This window comes from Methanobrevibacter sp. (assembly GCF_045539575.1).
Classification (GTDB): Archaea; Methanobacteriota; Methanobacteria; order Methanobacteriales; family Methanobacteriaceae; genus Methanocatella.
This window is the reverse complement of the sequence record NZ_JAZQFM010000057.1, coordinates 1-20,620: the sequence shown is the minus strand read 5'-3', so window position 1 is coordinate 20,620 and position 20,620 is coordinate 1. Positions and strand designations below refer to the sequence as shown.

At 35.7% G+C, this 20,620-nt stretch carries 24 protein-coding genes and 1 tRNA gene; 23 read left to right on the top strand and 2 right to left on the bottom strand.

Annotated features, from left to right (window positions below):
* Nucleotides 1–140: 140 nt before the first annotated feature.
* From ACKI30_RS07505 to ACKI30_RS07445, 13 genes are all read left to right on the top strand, one after another.
* Nucleotides 141–560 (top strand): DUF371 domain-containing protein, encoded by a 420-nt coding sequence (locus tag ACKI30_RS07505; protein ID WP_407411279.1) that lies wholly within the window; start codon nt 141–143, stop codon nt 558–560.
* Between the two features lie 53 nt (nt 561–613).
* Nucleotides 614–697: transfer RNA gene (locus ACKI30_RS07500), tRNA-Leu, on the top strand.
* A gap of 74 nt (nt 698–771) precedes the next feature.
* Entirely contained in the window at nt 772–3,243 is a 2,472-nt protein-coding gene (locus tag ACKI30_RS07495) for a right-handed parallel beta-helix repeat-containing protein (protein WP_407411277.1), read from the top strand.
* A 178-nt stretch (nt 3,244–3,421) separates the two neighbouring features.
* Nucleotides 3,422–4,276 carry a UTP--glucose-1-phosphate uridylyltransferase GalU gene (gene galU / locus ACKI30_RS07490; protein WP_407411275.1) on the top strand — a complete coding sequence of 285 codons (855 nt, stop codon included), beginning with the start codon at nt 3,422–3,424 and terminating at the stop codon, nt 4,274–4,276.
* 47 nt (nt 4,277–4,323) lie between these two features.
* Complete coding sequence (locus tag ACKI30_RS07485) at nt 4,324–5,547, top strand: aldo/keto reductase (RefSeq protein WP_407411273.1); 1,224 nt, start codon at nt 4,324–4,326, stop codon at nt 5,545–5,547.
* A gap of 67 nt (nt 5,548–5,614) precedes the next feature.
* Nucleotides 5,615–5,824 (top strand): TIGR04165 family Cys-rich peptide, encoded by a 210-nt coding sequence (locus tag ACKI30_RS07480; protein WP_407411271.1) that lies wholly within the window; start codon nt 5,615–5,617, stop codon nt 5,822–5,824.
* Nucleotide 5,825: 1 nt separating this feature from the next.
* The gene (locus tag ACKI30_RS07475) at nt 5,826–6,953 is read left to right on the top strand and encodes a TIGR04083 family peptide-modifying radical SAM enzyme (RefSeq protein WP_407411269.1); all 1,128 of its coding nucleotides are present in this window, start codon (nt 5,826–5,828) and stop codon (nt 6,951–6,953) included.
* Nucleotides 6,954–6,967: 14 nt separating this feature from the next.
* On the top strand, nt 6,968–7,093 hold the full coding sequence (locus ACKI30_RS07470; RefSeq protein WP_407411267.1) for a hypothetical protein: 126 nt from the start codon (nt 6,968–6,970) through the stop codon (nt 7,091–7,093).
* 318 nt (nt 7,094–7,411) lie between these two features.
* The gene (locus ACKI30_RS07465; RefSeq protein ID WP_407411265.1) at nt 7,412–9,460 is read left to right on the top strand and encodes a heavy metal translocating P-type ATPase; all 2,049 of its coding nucleotides are present in this window, start codon (nt 7,412–7,414) and stop codon (nt 9,458–9,460) included.
* 64 nt (nt 9,461–9,524) lie between these two features.
* Nucleotides 9,525–10,514 (top strand): ATP phosphoribosyltransferase, encoded by a 990-nt coding sequence (locus ACKI30_RS07460; protein WP_407411263.1) that lies wholly within the window; start codon nt 9,525–9,527, stop codon nt 10,512–10,514.
* Nucleotides 10,515–10,652: 138 nt separating this feature from the next.
* Entirely contained in the window at nt 10,653–11,555 is a 903-nt protein-coding gene (locus tag ACKI30_RS07455) for a CBS domain-containing protein (protein WP_292740085.1), read from the top strand.
* A gap of 21 nt (nt 11,556–11,576) precedes the next feature.
* A complete protein-coding gene (locus tag ACKI30_RS07450) occupies nt 11,577–12,500 on the top strand; it encodes a deoxyhypusine synthase (protein WP_292740084.1) in 924 nt (307 codons plus the stop codon).
* Nucleotides 12,501–13,028, top strand: coding sequence for a hypothetical protein (locus ACKI30_RS07445; RefSeq protein ID WP_407411260.1), 528 nt, complete (start codon nt 12,501–12,503; stop codon nt 13,026–13,028).
* Nucleotides 13,029–13,107: 79 nt separating this feature from the next.
* Here the strand turns inward: ACKI30_RS07445 and ACKI30_RS07440 are convergent, their stop codons facing one another.
* Together ACKI30_RS07440 and pyrF are read right to left on the bottom strand one after the other, a co-directional pair.
* Nucleotides 13,108–13,353, bottom strand: a complete 246-nt coding sequence (locus tag ACKI30_RS07440) for a DUF5654 family protein (protein ID WP_407411258.1) — start codon at nt 13,351–13,353, stop codon at nt 13,108–13,110.
* Nucleotides 13,354–13,438: 85 nt separating this feature from the next.
* Nucleotides 13,439–14,086, bottom strand: a complete 648-nt coding sequence (gene pyrF, locus ACKI30_RS07435; RefSeq protein WP_407411256.1) for an orotidine-5'-phosphate decarboxylase — start codon at nt 14,084–14,086, stop codon at nt 13,439–13,441.
* Between the two features lie 199 nt (nt 14,087–14,285).
* On the opposite strand from pyrF, the gene ACKI30_RS07430 reads away from it, so the two are divergent.
* The 10 genes from ACKI30_RS07430 to ACKI30_RS07385 all read left to right on the top strand — a co-directional run.
* The gene (locus tag ACKI30_RS07430; protein WP_407411254.1) at nt 14,286–14,951 is read left to right on the top strand and encodes an energy-coupling factor ABC transporter permease; all 666 of its coding nucleotides are present in this window, start codon (nt 14,286–14,288) and stop codon (nt 14,949–14,951) included.
* A gap of 10 nt (nt 14,952–14,961) precedes the next feature.
* Nucleotides 14,962–15,249, top strand: a complete 288-nt coding sequence (locus ACKI30_RS07425; protein WP_292740076.1) for an energy-coupling factor ABC transporter substrate-binding protein — start codon at nt 14,962–14,964, stop codon at nt 15,247–15,249.
* Between the two features lie 35 nt (nt 15,250–15,284).
* Nucleotides 15,285–15,980 (top strand): cobalt ECF transporter T component CbiQ, encoded by a 696-nt coding sequence (cbiQ, locus tag ACKI30_RS07420; RefSeq protein ID WP_407411252.1) that lies wholly within the window; start codon nt 15,285–15,287, stop codon nt 15,978–15,980.
* A gap of 1 nt (nt 15,981) precedes the next feature.
* Nucleotides 15,982–16,815, top strand: coding sequence for an ATP-binding cassette domain-containing protein (locus ACKI30_RS07415; protein WP_407411250.1), 834 nt, complete (start codon nt 15,982–15,984; stop codon nt 16,813–16,815).
* Nucleotides 16,816–16,950: 135 nt separating this feature from the next.
* On the top strand, nt 16,951–17,409 hold the full coding sequence (gene ribC, locus ACKI30_RS07410) for a riboflavin synthase (RefSeq protein WP_292608987.1): 459 nt from the start codon (nt 16,951–16,953) through the stop codon (nt 17,407–17,409).
* 11 nt (nt 17,410–17,420) lie between these two features.
* Entirely contained in the window at nt 17,421–18,125 is a 705-nt protein-coding gene (locus ACKI30_RS07405; RefSeq protein WP_407411248.1) for a glycosyltransferase family 2 protein, read from the top strand.
* A 9-nt stretch (nt 18,126–18,134) separates the two neighbouring features.
* Nucleotides 18,135–18,482 (top strand): DUF2304 family protein, encoded by a 348-nt coding sequence (locus ACKI30_RS07400; protein WP_407411246.1) that lies wholly within the window; start codon nt 18,135–18,137, stop codon nt 18,480–18,482.
* Between the two features lie 3 nt (nt 18,483–18,485).
* Nucleotides 18,486–19,154, top strand: coding sequence for a (Fe-S)-binding protein (locus ACKI30_RS07395; RefSeq protein ID WP_407411244.1), 669 nt, complete (start codon nt 18,486–18,488; stop codon nt 19,152–19,154).
* On the top strand, nt 19,144–20,346 hold the full coding sequence (locus tag ACKI30_RS07390; protein WP_407411242.1) for an LUD domain-containing protein: 1,203 nt from the start codon (nt 19,144–19,146) through the stop codon (nt 20,344–20,346). The genes ACKI30_RS07395 and ACKI30_RS07390 overlap by 11 nt, the downstream gene beginning before the upstream one ends.
* Nucleotides 20,347–20,442: 96 nt before the next feature.
* The coding region (locus ACKI30_RS07385) for a (5-formylfuran-3-yl)methyl phosphate synthase (protein WP_407411323.1) at nt 20,443–20,620 on the top strand (178 nt) is incomplete at its 3' end.

The window sequence follows — 20,620 nt, the reverse complement described above, 5'->3', positions numbered from 1 at the left end:
ATAATTTCTCAAAACATTTATTTTTTGGACAGTTGCATTGATTATTTCACTGGTTTTCTAAATACATTGTAATATATTAATCGTTTCTTCAAGTATTTTGTAGGGAAAAATTTTATTAATTTTCGAATCAAAGTATATGTATGATTTTTAAAATTCTGGCCAAGGGTCATGAGAATGTAACATCAAAACATAAGTCAACATTTGAGATAACAAAAGATCCTGAGCTGACTCTTAGCGGAGACTGTATTGTTGGAGTTGACATGGATAAGACCATGCTGGACTTTCCGCAGGAGTTCAAGGACAAGATTGCTGATTCAAACACTAAAATTATCGTTGAGCTTAAAACCGAAAACGGTTATGATGAAATTGTCGGATATGGCCATGAGGATTTGGAACTGACACATCCGACTGACATTGTCATTAGAAAAAGTGATTTCACCTGTCCGAGGACATTGATGATAAAGGCGGATAAGGCTGCACGTGACCTTGACAGCAACCTGATTTGTGATTTAAAAAATGAAAAAGTCATGGAAGTTACTATAAAATTAAGTGAAAAATAGATAACTTTATATAAGTTGAAAAATATATTTTTTAATAACTACTTTTGTTTTATGCGGGGGTGGTCGAGCGGTCAAAGGCGCTAGGTTGAGGGCCTAGTGGGTCAGTCCCTTCGCGGGTTCAAGTCCCGTCCCCCGCACTATCCAAATTACTATTTTTTGAAAACTTTATTTATATAAAAATCAAATATATTTTACGAAGGAGGAAATTTATTTGATAAAAAAAATATTTTTTATTTTATCTTTAGCATTAATTGCCGTATCACTGACTTGTGTAAGCGCAAATGATGCAGACAGTAATGCTACAGCGGATCTTCAAGATCTGGCTTTTGAAATCAACTTAACTGATGTTGGTGAAACACTTAATCTAGAGCATGATTATAAAAGCACTAATTCCTCAAATCAAATAATAATCTCAAAACCAATAACAATTGATGGAAATCATCATACAATCGATGCTCCTGATGTAAACAGGGTATTTTTGATAAATGCCGATAACGTTTGCATAAAAAATTTAAATTTCATCAATTCAAGAACAACCGGCCTTGCTGGAGGAGTCATCTCCTGGTGGGGTAACAACGGTACACTGTCAAACTGTAATTTCGAAAACAATTCCGCTTCATCAGGTGGCGGTGCGGTTTTATGGAACGGAAATGACGGATGCATGGAAAGTTGCAATTTCATAAATAACAATGTTTCATATGGTCCTGCAGTCAGCTTAACCAGCGGAGAAAGCTTTGACCCTCATCAAATTCACATTCAGGTTGTAAACAGTGAAGGCGGAGCCCTTTACTTGAATGGATATAATCTCATTGTCAATAACTGCAATTTCTCAAACAATGCTGCACTATTGAGTGGGGGTGCAATATGTGTTAACTGGAATGGCAATGCCACAATTTCAAACTCCCGCTTCAAAAGCAATTCTGTTTCAGAATACAGCGGTGCAATACATGTGGATGGAGACAATTCAACTATAATAGGTTGCGATTTTGAAAATAATCATCAAAAGGATTTGTTTTTAAATGCAAATGCTGCTATCATCAATTCCACTTTTGATTATCCTCAGTCCATTGAAGACTTGCATAACGCAACTTACGTTAATGTTACATTCAGGTATGGCAATCCCTTTGACGAGTTATGTGAAAGAATAGCCAACACTCCTGAAGGTGGAATTCTGGTTTTAGATAAGGATTATACCTACACCGGTGGACCGGCTAAGGGAATTCTAATCAATAAAACTATCACAATTGACGGTAACGGCCATACATTGAATGGAAATCACACATCAAGAATGTTCAATATAAGCGCTGACAATGTGGTTATCAAAAACATAAACTTCATCAACGGTAATGCATATGGATTATACTTCTCAAACAATGCTGGTGGGGGTGCAATCTACTGGAACGGAGCAAACGGATACATTGAAAACTGCAACTTCACAGGTAACACGGGAAGAGGACTTGAATATGATCCTTTCGAGAAGGAAGAAACTTATGTCGATGAAAACGGAACCGTCTGGCATACTGTAAGAGTCAGACCAATGGGTGCAAAAATCAATGAAGGCGGAGCTATTGTATGGAACGGTACAAACGGAACAGTCGTCAAATGCATTTTCAAAACCAACAGTGTAGGATATCCAAACTATGGCGGAGCAATCTGCTGGAGAGGAGACTCCGGTAAAGTCTTGGAAAGCGAATTCTACAACAATGATGCATGGGGCGGAGCTTCAATCTGCTGGATTGGTAAGAACGGTACAATAACATATTCCAAATTTACAAATTCCGGAAACATTTTCGGAAGGGACATAATGTGGTTCGGTGAAAATGGAGCTATCAACTACTGCTGTTTACTTACAGAAGAGGGAGGAATTCCTTTCTATTTGCCTGCTAATGTAAATGCTGACAATAATATATTGATGGATAAAAAATACGCCTCATATGTCGATAAGTTGGAAAACCTAAGCAACTGGGCTGTTTTATGGACATCATATCCTAGCAAGAGTTTCGCTGTGAAAGGTGATTTGATAACTCTTGAATGTTTTTTTGTCGTATTTGAAATAGAAGGCAATTCCACTGTTATAACATTTTCAGCTAATGTTACCAAAACAGCTGAAAATAACGGTATCGTTCAGCATAAAATTGTCAACGGCAAACCTGTTATTGAAATTCTCCCAACACCTTTGATTGTTTCAAATGACATGTCAAAGTTTTACAAGCAATCCAAAGACTTTAAGGTACGTGTTTATGAGGATGACGGCAGTTTGGCTGTCAATAAAAAGGTTAAATTTACTATTGGTAAAAAGACATATTACAGAACAACCGACAGCAAAGGTTATGCGATTTTAAAAATCTCAAATAAACCTGGAAAATATACTGTTACTGCAAATTATGGTAAGATAATGGTCAAAAACAAAATCACTATTAAAACAACTTTAATTACTAAAAATGTAAGTAAAAAAGTTAAGAAATCAGGAAAATTCACTGTAAAGACTTTAAACTCCAATGGTAAAGCTGTTAAAAATAAGATTGTTAAGATTAAATTCAAAGGCAAGACATATAAAATCAAATCCAATAAAAAAGGAATTGCAACTTTTAAATTGCCTAAGAATTTGAAAGTTGGAAAATACACAATAAAAACCACTTATAACGGTTTGACAAATACCAACAAGATTATGGTTAAAAAATAACCATATCTTTTTACTTTTTTTTATCATTATAATTTACATGAACATTTAATTTTTCAGTAAATTTTCATTCGATATTCTAAAAAACTATAATTTCATTTTTTAATATCCATTTTTTTCATAACTTATTTAATATATTAAAATAAAATATTATTAACTGAAAATTATATGGTGATAAATTATGAAAGCTGTAATTCCAGCAGCAGGTTTCGGAACAAGATTTTTACCTGCTACTAAGGCACAACCAAAAGAAATGTTGCCTGTTTATGACAAGCCTACCATTCAATATGTAATCGAAGAGGCTGTAGCTTCAGGTATTGATGATATTTTAATCGTTACTGGTAGGAACAAAAGATCCATTGAGGATCACTTTGACAAATCATTTGAACTTGAACAAACCTTGCAAAGCGCAGGCAAGGACGACCGCTTGAGGCAAGTTCGTGCAATCACTGATTTGGCTGATATTTGTTATGTAAGGCAAAAAGAGCAAAAAGGTCTTGGAGACGCTATATATTGTGCTAAAAAGCATGTAGGCGGAGAGCCATTTGCCGTTCTTTTAGGTGATTCAATCACTAAAGGTCCAACTCCATGCACTAAACAGTTGATTGACGTTTATGAAAAATACGGTGCATCAGCTATTTCACTTGAAGCAGTTCCTAAGGAAAAAGTGGAAAGATATGGTATCATTAAGGGAACTGAAGTTGAAGATAACGTTTATAACATTGAAAAGCTCGTTGAAAAACCATTGGCTCATCAGGCACCATCCAATCTTGCAATCATGGGAAGATATGTCTTAACACCTGACATTTTCGATAAAATCGATGAAACCGAACCTGGTGTAGGTGGAGAAATTCAGCTGACTGATGCTCTTCAGAAATTGGATTCAATCTATGGTGTAACATTTGAAGGAAAAACCTACGATATAGGTAACCGTTTCGAATGGTTAAAGACATCAATAGAATTTGCAATGGATGACGAAGAGTCCAAAGATGATTTGATGGAATATATGAGAGAAATCATCAAAGAAAATGAATAGTTATTTTTAAATAACTTTTTTTTATTTTTTTTTTTAAGTTGATAATTATGCAAAATCGATTAATCAAAAAAACCGGTGATGAAATATCTCCATTGGGTTTTGGAGCTATGAGACTGCCTTTAAAAAACGGTAAAATTAATCGTGAACTTGCTAAAAAACAGATTTATCATGCGATTGATAATGGAATTAATTTTATAGACACAGCCTATCTTTATGGTGACAGCGAGACTTTTCTTGGAGAGGTTCTTCAGGGGGAGTATAAGGATAAGGTGAAATTATGCACCAAACTGCCGTCAATTAACGTAAGAAAATATGAGGATATGGAAAATATATTGGATGAGCAGTTAAAACGTCTTCAAAGGGATTCAATCGATTATTATCTGATTCATGCAGTTGATTTGAAGACCATCAACCGTCTGCTCAAAAGGGATTTGCTCAAATTCCTTAACAAGGCAAAAAGCGAAGGTAAAATCAAGCATGTCGGCTTTTCATATCATGGTCCTAAAGAGGAGTTTGAAATCATTATTGACGGTTATGACTGGGATGTCGTGATGGTTCAGTATAACTATTTTGATGAGAATGTCCAGGCAGGCATGGAAGGAATAGAGTATGCCGCTTCAAACGGCATGGGAGTATTTGTAATGGAGCCTTTGAAAGGAGGAATTCTTGCAGGAAAAATGCCTCATGACGCCGAAGAGATATTCAGAAAGGCCAATCCGAATAAGAGCAATGCCGAATGGGCACTTGAGTGGGTTTTAAACAATAGAAATGTTACCTGCGTACTGTCAGGAATGAATTCATTTGAACAGATTGATGAAAACATTAGAATTGCAGAAAATACCACTCCATTATCCATGAGTTTTGAGGATTTGGAGACAGTTGAGCTTGTTAAAAGGGTTTTGAGAAATTCACTGAAAATCAACTGTTCCACATGTGGATACTGTATGCCATGCCCTCAGGGGGTTAATATCCCTGAATGCATGAAAATATACAATGAAAAATACCTGTTTGAACATAAGGGTCTCTTCAATCAGTCTTTCATGGACTACTACCAGTATGTCGGAGGAATCATGGGAAATGAAGGCAATGCCGGCAAGTGCAACGGGTGCGGAAAATGCTTAAGGAAATGTCCTCAAAAATTGGATATCATTGCAGAGCTTAAAAAAGTTAAAAAAGAGTTTGAATTCCCTGGATTGAAATACATATTGGTATTTGTCAGATATGTTGGATTTCCGGTTTACAGACAAATGGTTAAACTTTTAAATCGCTAGAAAAACTTTTTAAAATTTAAAATAAAATTATATATTTCAAAAACAAATAATAATTATAGGTGAAAAAATGAAACTCGAAGAATTATTAGCTCCTTGTCCAAAATGTGGTTCAAAGGATAAAGTGGCAAAAAGAAAATTATTAGACAATCACAGGGCTCATGCAGAAATGGATGCAGTCAAATGTGAAAATTGCGGTTACATATTCTTTGTAAACGATGATATGGATGAAGATGAGAAAAAGAAATTATTAAATGAATTAAACAAAGTCTACGGATAAAATGACATTTCATGTAATGATTATTCCAACATTAAACTGTCCATCAAACTGTAAATACTGTTGGGGTTCTGAAAATAAAAAGGAAATGATGGATCTGGATATCATCGACCAGATTATTACCTGGTTGGGCGACTTTAGAGATGACAAGGTTCATTTCACTTTCCACGGCGGAGAACCTCTCCTTGCAGGTTATGACTTTTATGAAGCCGCTTTGGAAAAGCTATCCAAACTCCCAAATCTTGAAGGATTTTCCCTTCAGAGCAATATTTGGCTTTTATCAGAAGAGCTTATTGATTTATTCCTAAAATACAATGTTGTTGTAAGTACAAGTATTGATGGGCCAAAGGAAATCAACGATTATCAGCGTGGAGAAGGTTACTTTGACAAGACCATGGAAAAATTCAGACTGGCGAAAAGTAAAGGACTAATAATTAACTTTGTTTTAACAGTAACCGATTATTCAAAAGATTTCTCTGATGAATTGTATGATTTCTTTAAAAGTGAACAGATGAATCTAAAGATCCATGCAGCACTGCCGTCACTGCGCGGTGACAATGCAGACCCATGGGCACTTGACCAGGAAGAGCATGGAAAATTGCTGGTCGATTGGTTGGACAAGTATCTCTATGATTTGGATAAGTTCACTGTAATGGATTTGGATCATATCTGCAAATCCTCTCTTAGAAGAAGAGGAACCTTATGTACCTTTGCGGACTGTATAGGAACTACATTGGCAGTTGGTTCTGACGGTTCAATCTATCCATGTTACAGATTTGTTGGAATGCCTGAATATGTTTTAGGCAATGTGTCTGATAATCCTAGCTTTGATGATTTAAAGGAATCCGATGCATGGTCAAAACTCATGGAATTCAGGGAATATGTTGATGAAAACTGTAAGAAATGCAGGTATGTGAAATATTGTGAAGGAGGATGCCCTTACAATGCGATTGTAGCATATCAAACACCTAAGGCAGTTGACCCTCAATGTACTGCTTACAAAATGATTTTTGGAGAAGTTTCTAAAAGAATGAATAAGGAATTTGCAAAGTCTGCTTTTGGAATGGGTGCGCCTGCTCCTAGAAAGGAGGGTGAACCATTCAGCATTATGGATCTTGCAATGAAACCTTGATTTGAGTTGATAATATGATTTGTGACGATTGTGTACATTTGGAATTAAGAAACAAGTACAAGATTGTATGTAAAATTCATGAACACCAGTTGCTGGATGTTAAAGAGTGCATGAATTACAAGAAAATCGAAGATGAATAAATTTTTCTATTCTATTTTACTATTTTTTTAACTATTTTTTGCAGTATTATTTTTTTCAATCATGAATAAGTAATACTGAGTATTTAAATGAATTCAAAAAAAGTAATAACATTTATATTACTGGAATCATATATTATAATGTAGTAATACTGAGTATTTAAATAAATTCAAAAAAAGTAATACTTTTTGGCTGTTGGTACTTACTCGATTTAATTTTTTTAACAAGTTTCAAAATATGGGGGAAACTTTTAAAAATTTTTTTTGTAATACTGAGTATTTAAATAAATTCAAAAAAAGTAATACTTAGAGGTGTTTATTGTGATAGACGAAATAACTGACTTCTTATTTGGACTAAAAATGACCATTGTTTCAGGTATATTTTTATTAATCGCAGTTATTTTCATGATTTTTGGAGTGAAAACTCCAGTTTATTTAGACCCTGCATGGGGTACAGTAATAATCAGCGGTATTCCAATGCTGCTTCTGGCTATGACCAGATTAATCCGTGAAAAATGGATATCATCTGCTTTATTGATTGCAATAGCTATGGTGGCTTCACTTTTAATTGGTGAAATTTTTGCAGCAGGTGAAGTGGCTTGGATTATGGCTTTAGGTGCTCTTTTAGAAGACTGGACTGTTGAAAGGGCTAAAAAAGGTTTAAGAAATTTAATTAACTTGACTCCACAAACTGGAAGAAGAATTGTTGACGGTGTAGAAGAGGTTATCCCTGTGGATGATATTAAATTAGGGGATACATTAAGGATTCTTCCAGGTGAAAGCGTTCCGGTTGATGGTGAAATCATAAGCGGTACTTCATCACTTGACCAGTCCATCATGACTGGCGAATCCCTGCCTATAGATAAGGAAGTGGGAGACGAGGTATTCTGCGGAACCATGAACATGTATGGTGCCATTGATATTAAGGCAACCAGTCTAGGTGAAAATTCATCACTTCAAAAATTGATAGATCTTGTTAAGGCAGCCGATGAAAAACAGGCACCTACCCAAAGAATTGCAGATAAATGGGCAACATGGCTGGTTCCTGTTGCATTGATAATTGCTATTGCAGCATGGTTAATCACAGGCAATATCGAAAGGGGTGTAACCGTCCTTGTAGTGTTCTGTCCATGTGCATTGATACTTGCAACACCTACTGCAATCATGGCCGCAATCGGTCAGGCAACAAAATACGGTGTCTTAATCAAGTCAGGTGAAGCCCTTGAAACCTTGGGAGGTTTAAATACTCTGGTATTCGACAAGACCGGAACTTTAACTTACGGTAATCTAGAAGTTTCTGATGTTATTTCTCTTAAAGAAGATTTAACCAATTTGGATTTGCTTAAACTCACAGCTTCCTGTGAAAAACTGAGTGAACATCCATTGGCTAAGGCTATTGTTAACAATGCAAAAGAAGCCGATATCGACATTGAAGAACCACAAGACTTTAAAATGTATCCCGGTAAGGGAGTTACATGTAAAAATTCTTATGGTGTTGTATATGCAGGAAACTCCAAATTCCTATCAGAAAATGATATTGACGTAAAAGTTGACACACAGCTAGATAAACTTAAAAATGAAGGTAAGGCTTCAATCATTGTTGCATTAGATGGACAGGTCATTGGTTTAATTGGTTTGTCTGATGTGATACGTGAAGATTCCAAACAGATGATTGACAGTTTGCATGAGCTTGGAACCGAAACAGTATTGCTTACCGGAGATAACACAGAAACTGCTAATTACTTTGCATCACAGGTTGGAATTGGCAAAGTTTATGGTAATTTACTTCCTGAAGAAAAGCTTTCATGGATTGAAAAGTTCAAAAGTGAAGGCAAAAAAGTCTGTATGATTGGAGATGGGGTAAATGACGCACCTGCACTTAAGACTGCAAATGTAAGTGTGGCAATGGGATCCGTTGGAAGTGATGTGGCTATTGAGGCGGCAGACATTGCACTTTTGGGAGATGACATCGGAAAAATCCCATATCTTAAAAAACTTTCAAATTCCACATTATTCACTATCAAGGCAAACATTGCAATTTCAATGACAATCAATGCAGTGGCTATCATTTGTTCCGTATTGGGACTTCTAAACCCTGTGACTGGAGCTATTGTTCACAATGCAGGATCATGTCTAGTTGTTTTGAATGCAGCACTTTTATATGATAGGCACTTTGACGATTCAATCAAAAAAATTGACACCCAGAATACCGAGCACTCACATTACCACTTCCACAATGACGGTGAGCATGCTCATTCCCACGAGGGTGTTGAAATTCTTGATGAAATCAAAACTGAAAATGGAATTAAGCATATGCATGTTCACAAACATGCTATTGACAGACAAAGTTGTGAACCATATCACAACTAAATTCTTTTTTTTTAAACATCACTATTTATATATCTTTAAATAATAACTAATTGTAGGTATTATTATGAATGATAAAATAATTTTAGGACTTCCAAAGGGAAGTTTAAACAACGTAAAAAGAGGAAATACTCACCAATTATTTGTTGATGCAGGTTACGAGGTCAAAGGATACGAACCTGGCGATGAATCTTATGAAATTGAAATCTTGAATGATGATGATATAATTGCATTTTTAACCCGTCCGCAATCCACTCCTGTCGAGCTGAACAGGGGAATGGTTGACATAGCTATCGTTGGTGAAGATTGGATTAAGGAAGAGTCTGTTTTAAGGCCAACTAAAACAGTTAAACTCGGTGATTTGGACTATGGAAAGACACGTCTGATTGTAGCGGTTCCTAAGGATTCTCCTTATGACAGTTTGTCTGATCTGTTCAGGGCAAACAAGGACAGGAAAACTCCAATCTTATGTTTCACTGAATATCCAAACCTGACAAGAAAATTCATCATGGAAAATGAAGTTTATCAGGAAATCTATGGTGATTCAGTACCGTTTGTTCAGGTCAGAGGTTTGACAGATGGGGACAATGAGATGGTGCAGGTCATCAACTCCGACGGAGCTACTGAAGTTTACATTGCTAAAGGTGCTGACTTGATTGTTGACAATACCCAAACCGGAAGCAGCCTTAGAAAAGCAGGATTGAAGGAAATCGAAACCATCTTGCATTCCTCAGCAGGTCTTTACGCAAGCGAAAAGTGTACAGGTGAAAAGCTTGAAAAGGCTAAGATGATTTATGAGCAGCTGCTTGGGGCAATCACCGCTAAAAAGTATTTTGACGTAAAGTTCAATATAGCAAATTCAAAAATCGAAGAGGTTTCCAATTATTTAATTGAGAATAAGCTCTGTGCTGATGAGCCTACAATCACAGCGGGGTCTGATTTTTCACAGATTAATGTGTTGATTCCTAAATCAAAATTCCCTGAGATGGTTGATGTCATCAAAGGTTTTGATGCAACTTCAATTATAAGGAATGATTTGAAACAGTTGGTTGAATAATCATTTCATTTTCTTTATTTTTTTTAAACGATGTTTATATTTCTTTAATAGCTAATTTTATCTATCATTATTTATCATTAACATTTATAAGGTATCTTTTACATATTTAATAGTATTATTTAAGTTATGGGTGAAAACATGTTAACATCTGTACAAAAGGAAATTTTACAAACATTAATTAATTTATATCAATCCTCAAATGGCAAATCTATTAAAGGGGAAGATATTGCTGAGGTTATGAACAGAAATCCGGGGACTATCCGTAACCAGATGCAATCTCTTAGAAGTTTAGGTTTAGTTAAGGGCGTGCCAGGTCCTAGAGGCGGATATAAACCAACTATTGAAGCTTATCATTCTTTAAACATTTCAGTTTCAGATAGTGATTCTAAAGTGCCTATATATAAAAATGGTGAAAAACTGGATGATATTTCAGTTGCAAAGATTGAATTTACCAGTGTTCCACAGCCGACTGAATGTGAAGCGGCCATAAAAGTTTTAGGAAGCATAAAAGATTTGAATCTTGGCGACATCATTAGGATTGGCCCTACTCCTGTAAACAATCTGGGAGTCATGGGAACAATTGTCGGAAGGGATGACATGGACAATATCCTTCTGGTTGATACCACCACCATCAGAAGCATTCCTAAAAAAACAGTGGGTGATATTGCAAGCAAGGATGTGATTTCATTCAAAATGGATTGTTCAGTAAAGGAAGCTGCTCGCAATCTGGCGGAAAATGAAATTGATGGCGCTCCAGTTATAAAAGACGGGAAAGTTGTGGGAGTGTTCACATTAACTGATCTTGTTCAGGCCATTGCTGAGGATAATGAAGATAAAACCGTTGGAGAGTTGATGACTCCGAATGTGGTAATTGTAAATGAGGATTTAAAGATTGCCAATGCAATTGAGGTCATGCTTAAAAAATCAATTTCCAGATTGATTATAGCAGACAATGACCAGAACTTACTTGGAATTGTAACAAGAACTGACTTGATTGACAGCATTACCAATCTAGAGCAATTTCCAATAATTACAAATTAAGTTTATTTTTTAAGTGATTTAATGAAAGTTAACCAAATTAATGTTGATAAGGATATGAGTGTGCTGGATTTGTTGGATCAATTTGATGAATCCGGAGTTTTGGGAGCAGGTAGAGTAGCTCGCGCATGTAATATATTGGCGGACATGATTCAGGATGAGGATATGAACGTATTCTTAAGTCTTGGAGGCCCTTTGATACCTGGAGGCATGAGAAATATAGTGTCCAAAATGATTAAGGAAGGGCATGTCAATTTAATAGTCTCAAGTGGAGCAAATATTACTCATGACTTAGTTGAGGCTTTTGGCGGTTCCCATTACCGTCATGAAGGCAAAGACGATGAGGAGTTAAATGCTGAAGGTATAGGCAGAATTGCAGATATCAATGTGGGGGCAGATGATTTCACAATCTTTGAAAGCGAAATAACTAAAATATTTGAGAAAATCTCACAGGAAAAGAAAGTTATATCAATTCAGGAACTGCTTCACGAAGTTGGCCTTTTGGTTGATGATGAGAATTCATTTGTGGCCAATGCTGCAAGGAATAATGTTCCTATATTTGCGCCGGGGATTATTGATTCCATGATGGGTCTTCAATTATGGATTTTCTCACAGGACCATGACTTTACAGTAAGTGCAGCTGGAGACATGCCGTTATTGTCAGACATCGTATTTGGCTCTGAAAAGGTAGGAGCAGTGCTTTTGGGTGGAGGATTGACCAAACATTACACTTTAGCATCAAATGTAATTACAGGAGGTCTTGATGCTGCCATTCAAATTACTATGGACAGGCCTGAAGCCGGCAGTTTGGGAGGTGCACCTCTTGAAGAGGCAAAATCCTGGGCAAAAGCAAGATGCGGATCAAGTCTTGCAAGTGTCGTAGGTGATGTTACCGTTATTTTCCCATTGATTTATGCAGCTGCTCTAGATAAAATCGGTCGTGATTAAGTGAGTTATATAATTTTAGCTATTTTATTTATTTTATCCGGATTTTTCATGAAATATTCGGATGATTTGGTTGATGAAAATAATGATTTAACTTTTGCAAGTGTTTTAGGAGTTTTCTGTGGTGTTGCTTCAGCTTTAGCTTCCATTTATAGTGTAGAGGCAGCCTATATTTTCATAGCTATTCCAATAGGCAATCTCCTTGCCATGAAAGTGGATGGCATGCATCACATCATTACTTTAATAGTTTACATTTTTATTCTGTTAGTTGGCGGAATTCCGGAATTGAGTTTGGTTGTTTTACTGATATGTATTTTAGGAACACTTTCAGATGAAGTGGGTCATGAATTAATAGGTAATGTCACTCAAAACAAGTTTTGGAATCTATTTTTTGAATATAGGTTTGTATTGAAAATTGTAATACTCTTGCTTGCGGTTAGTGGTGTATTCAGTTTTTGGATATTTGTCTGTTTCATACTCTTTGAAATATCCTATACCTGCGCAGGAATATTATTTGAAAAGTTGAATTAGAAAGAGAAGTTAAAAAAAAGAAGTTAAAAAAAAGAAGTTAAAAAAAGGAATAAAAAAATTCCTTTTATTTTTTTTATATTTATTCGCCTGTTTCAACACCCATTTTACCTGCAATTCTAGCAATGAGTACGGTAACGATAACTGCAATAATAGTTACTACAATAGCGTATGTGAATAAACTAGGGAGAGCATCTCCAGTACCAATGAAAGATTCAATTAACTTTTGAATTGCACTGTTCCATGCTTCACCAGCAACAAACGCAAATGCTGTGGTGATTAATGCTAAGATTGTTTCCATAATCATTTTTGTTACTTCATTTGCCATGATTTTTCCTCCGATTTATTATAAATTTGTTCATAAATTTTAAGAACAATATTATCTTTATTGGTTTTAATTAAAATAGTTTGCTTTATTTTAAAGATTCGATTAATTTTTCACAGGCTCCCTTTGGATTGTCTGATTCATAAATACTTCTTCCGACAATTATTGCGTTTGATATTTCCAAAGTTTTCTTACCGTCTCCACCTTGCTTGCCAACCCCAGGAGATATGATATATGCATCTTCACCGACAATACGGCGAATATCTGCGAGTCTGTCTAATCTTGTAGCAGGTGCAACATAGTTTGTAATTCCCATATCAACTCCCATTTCAGCTATTGCATCTGCATTCTTTTGAAGGAACATCTTAGCTCCCGGATGGGACATTTCGGTAAGCAGGAATAATTCTTTTTCATATTTGTTTGCCACATCAAGGCATGCCTGAACGCTGTCTGATCCTACAAATCCATGGCATATTATTGCATCTGCCCCTGCCTTGAAGGTTTCTTCACAAATTTTTGAGTTTGTTGCATCAATGTCTGCCACCTTAAAGTCACAAATGACCTTAAATCCAAATTTGTCCTTAAGTTTTCCTATGATTTCAAGACCTTCTGCAAGTGCAAGCGGGTAACCTATTTTTATTGTGTCAATATAGTCTTTGATTGAGTCACATATTGATATGGATTCACTTTCACTTCCTACATCGAGTGCCAAAATCAAGTTATTTTTCATGTTCATGTTATCATCTTTGTTCTTTTTTCTATTAAATATATTAGGTTTACCTAAATTTTGTTTGCTTAATTGTTAATAATATTTATATATAATAAGGTATATAATACCATTATCAATAAAACTTTAATAAATATTAATTTTAATTTAAATTTTTATTGACATATTTATCAATCTATATTGATAGGTTATTTGGAGGAAATTATTTATGCATATTATGGAAGGATATTTACCATTAATGTGGTGTATTGTATGGTTTGTTGTCGCAATCATATTCGTTGCCGTTGGTATTTATCAAATTAAAAAAATCGTAGATGAAACCCCTGAATCCAAAGCTTTACTTGCAGTAAGTGGAGCATTCATGTTCATCTTATCATCTTTGAAATTACCTTCTGTTACTGGAAGTTGTTCTCACCCTTGTGGTAACGGTTTAGGTGCAGCATTATTTGGTCCTGCAGTTACTGCAGTATTAGCTACTATTGTTCTTATCTTCCAAGCTTTATTACTCGCTCACGGTGGATTGACTACTTTAGGTGCTAACATTGTTTCAATGGGTATCGTTGGACCATTAGTCGCATGGATTGTATACAAAGGATTAACTAAAGCTAATGTATCTTCTACTATTGCAGTATTCTTTGCAGCATTTTTAGGAGACTTATTAACTTATGTAACTACTTCATTCCAATTAGCTTTCGCATTCCCAGCTCCATCTTTCGGTGCAGCTTTAACAAACTTCTTAGTTATCTTTGCAGTAACTCAAGTACCGTTAGCAATTGGTGAAGGTATCTTAACCGTAATTATATGGGACAGATTAAAAGCTTACAAACCAAAATTATTAAATAAACTTAATGCATTAGCTCCTAATGAAGCATAAGGTGATTTAAATGAAAACATCTACATTAATTATTTTAGCAATTATTTGTGCTATTATATTTATTGCACCTTTAGCAATGTATAATGGTCATGGGGAAGATGATGGATACTTTGGTGGATCTGACGACGCAGCTGGTGAAGCTGTAGAGTCATCTGGTTTTAAACCATGGTTTTCATCTATATGGGAGCCACCTAGTGGTGAAATAGAAAGTTTATTATTCGCTCTTCAAGCAGCTATAGGAGCAATCATCATTGGTTACTTCTTCGGTTACTGGAGAGGACAAGGTAAAGAAGAATAATTTTTCTTCTTTATTAATTCTTTTTTTGTGATTTTATGAAATTTGACATGGATTATATTGCGCATCATAATGCTTTAACAGAAACAAATCCTTATTTAAAATTGTTTATAACAATCTTCTTGTTAGTCTTAACTTTAGCATTGGATAATCTGTATTTTGATATTTTCATTTTCATTGCTATGTCAATTGTCATTTTGGCAATAGCTAAAATTAATATTCGTTCCTATTTGAAATTTTTATCCATTCCCATGGTATTTGTTGTATTGACCTGTATTTTTTTAATTTTCTTCTTCGGTAAGGGTGAAGTAATTTATGAAACAGGAATTTTTGGAATTGTAGTTACAACAGATTCACTTCATTATGGTGTTTACACATTCTTTAGAGTTATAGGATGTTTGCCGTTACTGGGTTTTTTAGCTTTAACAACACCAATCGCAAAAATTTTGCATTGTTTGGAAACCTTGAAAGTTCCAAAAATCGTTATTGAAATAGCACTTTTAATGTATAATACAATATTCATTTTCTTAAATGAAATTGACACTATGCAGAAAGCACAGGAAACACGTCTGGGATACAGTACTTATTTCGGTTCTTTTAAATCACTGGGAGCCCTTGCAAGTACAATTTTTTTAAGGTCTCTTGACAAAAGTGAAACACTGCAACATTCTTTAGATTCAAGGGGATACACAGGAGAACTTCCAATTTATGAACCAAGAAAAAAGGAGAATTGATATGTTAGAAGTGAAAAATATTAAATATTCTTATAATGCGGATTATCAGGCGCTTAAGGGAGTTAGCTTAAAAGTCGAGAAAGGAGAAATGGTAGCTCTTTTAGGTAAAAACGGTGCAGGTAAATCCACATTGTTTCTTCATTTGAACGGTATTTATGAACCGGATGAGGGACAGGTGTTTATTGATGGCGAAGAGTTAAAATACGATAAGAAATCTTTACTCAAATTCAGACAAAAAGTGGGTATTGTGTTCCAAAACCCTGACGACCAGATTTTTGCTCCAACCGTAGAGGAAGATGTAGCTTTTGGACCTCTTAATTTAGGTTTGCCTATGGAAGAGGTTCAGGACAGAGTTGAAGAGGCTCTTGCCCGTGTTGGAATGAGCGGTTTTGAGAAAACAGCTCCGCATCATTTAAGTGGAGGTCAAAAGAAAAGGGTTGCTATTGCCGGAATTCTTGCCATGAAACCTGAAATAATGGTTTTGGATGAACCTACAGCAGGTTTGGATCCTCAAGGTGTAGTCAATCTGCAAAAGTTATTAAGGGATTTGAATGATGAGGGAATTACTATCATTATTTCAACTCATGAAGTGGATTTGGTTCCAAACTATGCACAAAGGGTATTTGTTTTAGTTGATGGGTTATTAATAGCAGAGGGTACTCCTAAAGAAATCTTTGCGCAGCCTGAAATTTTAAAACAGGCAAACTTGAAAGTACCTATTGTAACTGAACTCTTCCAGAAACTTGAACAGGAAGGCTTTGATATGGAAAATGATTATCCGTTGACCATAGATGAAGCTAAGGATAAGTTTTTGGAAATGTTAAACAAAAACTAATTTTTTTTTAAATCAGATTTTTTTCATAATTTTAATATCGAAAGTATTACTCGCAGTAATAATTCATAATACTTTTGTATTTTTAACTAAACATTTATATTATTAAAAACATACTTTTTCATAAGGTGAATTTACATGAGAATTGGAATTTGTGATACAACATTTGCTCGTTTTGATATGGCTTCAGCAGCTATTGATGAGCTTAAAAACAACGCTTATGATTTAAAGATAATTCGTGAAACAGTTCCGGGCGTAAAGGATTTGCCTGTAACTGCAAAGATTCTCATTGAAGAAGAAAACTGTGATATTGTAATGGCACTTGGAATGCCTGGACCTATGGAAAAAGATAAGATGTGTGCTCATGAGGCATCAACAGGACTGATAAATGCACAGCTGATGACCAACACACATATTCTTGAAGTGTTTGTCCATGAGGATGAGGAGGAAGATCCTGTTGAACTTGCAAAACTTGCGGAAAACAGGGCCCGTGAACATGCACAAAACCTAATTAAGATGATGTATCATAGAAAGGCGATGAGAAAAGAAGCTGGAATGGGAATGCGTGAAGGAAAAGAGGATGCAGGACCATTATAGAAAGGTGTAAAATGGAATATGAAATAACCAAGGAAGACAAGGATGCCACTTATGTGGTTCTTCCGGCATATAATGAGGCAACAAGAATCCAACCTGTAATCGAGGCAATTGCAGAGAAAGGATATAATATGGTCATTGTCAATGACGGTTCGTCAGACAATACTTTAGATGTTATTTTAGAGTCTAAAAGACAATATCCTGATAAGGTTCACGTTTTTTCATTGCTCATTAACAGAGGTGTGGGCGTTGCAACCCAGACTGGATTTGACGCTGCCTTGAAATTCAATCCTAAATATATTGTTAGCATGGACTCTGACGGCCAGCATTCCGCTGACGATTTGGATGCTGTCATAAAGCCGTTGGTTACAGGTGAAGCTCAGGCTGTAATTGGTGTAAGGCCGCTTAAGGACATGCCTAGAAGCAGAAACTATGCCAATGCGATAATGAACCTTTTAACAAGAATATTTTATAGGGTTAATGTAAGCGATTCACAAACAGGTTTCAGGGCAATCACTAGAGATGCTTTGGATAAAATCAGCATTAACGCTACAGGATATCTCATATCTTCAGAATTCATTCGTGAAATCAATGATAATAAAATTCCTTTTGCAGAAGTTCCGATTGAGACAATTTACACTCCAGAGACTCAGGCCAAAGGTACAAACGTAAGTGTCGCAATTAAGATATTGCTTCAAATGATAAAACATCAATTTTAAGGTGGTAAAATGCTTTTATATTCTTTAATATTTCCAATAATTTCTATCCTAGCCATAGTGTGGTTTGCATTTAGATATTTGAGGGGAAAAAATTCTTTCTTTACAACAATATTGTGGTCTATTTTTTGGATAATTGTAGCAATATTTTCACTTTTCCCAAATCTAAGTAACTCTTTCGCTAGAATGGTTGGTATAACCCGTGGTTTGGACTTCATAATCATTTTGGTATTTATAATACTGTTCTACACAGTTTTAAGATTATACTTTATTGTGGATAAACTGCAAAATGATATGAATACCATTGTAAAACAGGTAGCAATACAGAATGAAATCACTCTTGACGATGAAGAGGAATAATTTATGTTATATTTCAGAGGATGCACCGCACGCGAAAAGCAGACTGGCATTGCTGAGGCAACTGAAAGAATTCTAAAAATAGCCGGTGTGGATTTTCATACACTGGATGATGAAAAATGCTGCGGATCTGTTTTGCTGAGAACTGGTTTTATAGATGAGGCTTCAGAACAGATTAAAAAGAATACTGAAATTCTCAAAGGTCAAAAAATCATCACTTCCTGTGCGGGATGCTATAAGACATTGAAAGAGGATTATGACGGATTGGATGTAATCCACATTTCCCAATTATTAAATGATTTAATTAGTCAAGGCAAACTTGATTTGTCCAAAAAGGATTTGGACGTTACTTATCATGATTCATGCCATCTGGGCCGTCATTGTAATGTTTTTGATGAGCCGAGAAATGTTATCAAATCTGTTGCAAACCTGGTTGAGATGGACAATATCCGTGAAAACAGTCTGTGCTGCGGAGCAGGCGGAGGTGTTAAGTCAGCTTATCCTGAAATTGCCACTCAGATGGCAGCATCAAGGCTGGAACAGGCAAAGCAAACAGGATGTGAAACTTTAGTGACACCGTGTCCGTTTTGCAAACTCAATCTGGAAAATGATGATATTGAAGTTTTGGACCTGACTGAATTTTTGGTTAAGTATGGTGGTATAGATGGAGAATAGTGAACTTGAAACAATGAGAAAATCATTCAACACAGTTAAAAAAAGGTCAAACACCATCAAGGACTCCCCATCCACTAAAAGACTAATCAAACGAGTTCAGGAAATCAAGGAGTATTCAATTGAAAATAATGATGAGCTGTTCGCCCAGGCGCTGGATTCATTCAAACGCAATGACATTGATTTCAGGATTGCAGACACAGCGCAGGATGCGCTTGACATAATTGACGAATTGCTTGAGGAGTATGACTGCACTGCAATAGCTAAAGCAAAATCCAATACCTTGGGAGAAATCAACCTTAAAAACCATCTTAAGGATACTGATATTGATATTGTTGAAACAGATTTGGGAGATCGGATTTTACAGCTTAAAAAGACTGACAATAAGCCGGTTCATCCGACCGGACCTGCATCTCATCTGAACATTTCAAGAATTACTGACATTGTCAATGAATCTCTGGACGTTAATGTCAATCCTGAAGCCAGGGAAATCATGGAGGCCGTCAGGCATGATGTACTAAAACGTCTTGAAAATGCCAATGTAGGTATAAGTGGAGCCAATGCTATAGCCTCCGAAGAGGGATCCCTTGTAATGGTTCACAATGAGGGCAATATTTCAATAGTTTCACTAAAAGATTTGCATATAATTGTAGCGGGAATTGATAAAATTGTACCTACTTTGGAAGATGCAATTTCCGTTGTAAAGCTTGAGACAATTTTTGCTACCGGAAACTATGTGACCTCATATATGAATGTGATCTCAGGGCCTTCAAAAACAGCGGACATTGAAAAGAAGCTCCTGAAAAACATGTATGGTGCTGAAAGGGTAGTTGTAATTTTGATGGACAATGGAAGAAGCGATGCAACACCGGAATGCCTGTACTGCATCGGATGCGGAAACTGTGTCGTTCACTGTCCGGTATATAACGCTGTGGGTAATGAATTCGGGTTCAACAACTATCTGGGAGGCCGTGGCGTTGCTATGTCAAAGTTCATTGAGGATGACGAGACATGCTACAATTCAGGCCTTTACATGTGTACCTTATGCGGATTGTGCACATTGAACTGTCCGGTGTCAATTCCTACAAATGAAATAATTGAAAACATGAGAAAGTTATCAACTGATGTTGGATTCTATCCCAAAGCACATGGGGTAATTAAAAACAATGTTCGGGATAATGATTCTCCTTATTAATTCTATTTTTTTAAAAAATTTCCCCAAAAAGCAATAATATTATAAATAATAAGGAAGTAATATTATTATATTATAATATAATATTGGAGGAAATTTATGCTTCTATTAATAAGTCCTATAAATCGTGAAGAAGCTCTTGAATCAATTAAAGGTGGAGCAGATATTGTTGATGTTAAAAATCCTAAAGAAGGTTCTTTAGGTGCTAATTTCCCTTGGGTAATTAAAGAAATCAGGGAATTGATTCCTGAAGACAAACTTGTCAGTGCAACTTTAG

Coding starts and splice junctions, on each gene's coding strand:
- ACKI30_RS07505 (WP_407411279.1), top strand. CDS start 141: ATGATTTTTAAAATTCTGGCCAAGGGTCATGAGAATGTAACATCAAAA.
- galU (WP_407411275.1), top strand. CDS start 3,422: ATGAAAGCTGTAATTCCAGCAGCAGGTTTCGGAACAAGATTTTTACCT.
- ACKI30_RS07485 (WP_407411273.1), top strand. CDS start 4,324: ATGCAAAATCGATTAATCAAAAAAACCGGTGATGAAATATCTCCATTG.
- ACKI30_RS07480 (WP_407411271.1), top strand. CDS start 5,615: ATGAAACTCGAAGAATTATTAGCTCCTTGTCCAAAATGTGGTTCAAAG.
- ACKI30_RS07475 (WP_407411269.1), top strand. CDS start 5,826: ATGACATTTCATGTAATGATTATTCCAACATTAAACTGTCCATCAAAC.
- ACKI30_RS07470 (WP_407411267.1), top strand. CDS start 6,968: ATGATTTGTGACGATTGTGTACATTTGGAATTAAGAAACAAGTACAAG.
- ACKI30_RS07460 (WP_407411263.1), top strand. CDS start 9,525: ATGAATGATAAAATAATTTTAGGACTTCCAAAGGGAAGTTTAAACAAC.
- ACKI30_RS07455 (WP_292740085.1), top strand. CDS start 10,653: ATGTTAACATCTGTACAAAAGGAAATTTTACAAACATTAATTAATTTA.
- ACKI30_RS07450 (WP_292740084.1), top strand. CDS start 11,577: ATGAAAGTTAACCAAATTAATGTTGATAAGGATATGAGTGTGCTGGAT.
- ACKI30_RS07440 (WP_407411258.1), bottom strand. CDS start 13,353: ATGGCAAATGAAGTAACAAAAATGATTATGGAAACAATCTTAGCATTA.
- pyrF (WP_407411256.1), bottom strand. CDS start 14,086: ATGAACATGAAAAATAACTTGATTTTGGCACTCGATGTAGGAAGTGAA.
- ACKI30_RS07430 (WP_407411254.1), top strand. CDS start 14,286: ATGCATATTATGGAAGGATATTTACCATTAATGTGGTGTATTGTATGG.
- ACKI30_RS07425 (WP_292740076.1), top strand. CDS start 14,962: ATGAAAACATCTACATTAATTATTTTAGCAATTATTTGTGCTATTATA.
- cbiQ (WP_407411252.1), top strand. CDS start 15,285: ATGAAATTTGACATGGATTATATTGCGCATCATAATGCTTTAACAGAA.
- ACKI30_RS07415 (WP_407411250.1), top strand. CDS start 15,982: ATGTTAGAAGTGAAAAATATTAAATATTCTTATAATGCGGATTATCAG.
- ribC (WP_292608987.1), top strand. CDS start 16,951: ATGAGAATTGGAATTTGTGATACAACATTTGCTCGTTTTGATATGGCT.
- ACKI30_RS07405 (WP_407411248.1), top strand. CDS start 17,421: ATGGAATATGAAATAACCAAGGAAGACAAGGATGCCACTTATGTGGTT.
- ACKI30_RS07400 (WP_407411246.1), top strand. CDS start 18,135: ATGCTTTTATATTCTTTAATATTTCCAATAATTTCTATCCTAGCCATA.
- ACKI30_RS07395 (WP_407411244.1), top strand. CDS start 18,486: ATGTTATATTTCAGAGGATGCACCGCACGCGAAAAGCAGACTGGCATT.
- ACKI30_RS07390 (WP_407411242.1), top strand. CDS start 19,144: ATGGAGAATAGTGAACTTGAAACAATGAGAAAATCATTCAACACAGTT.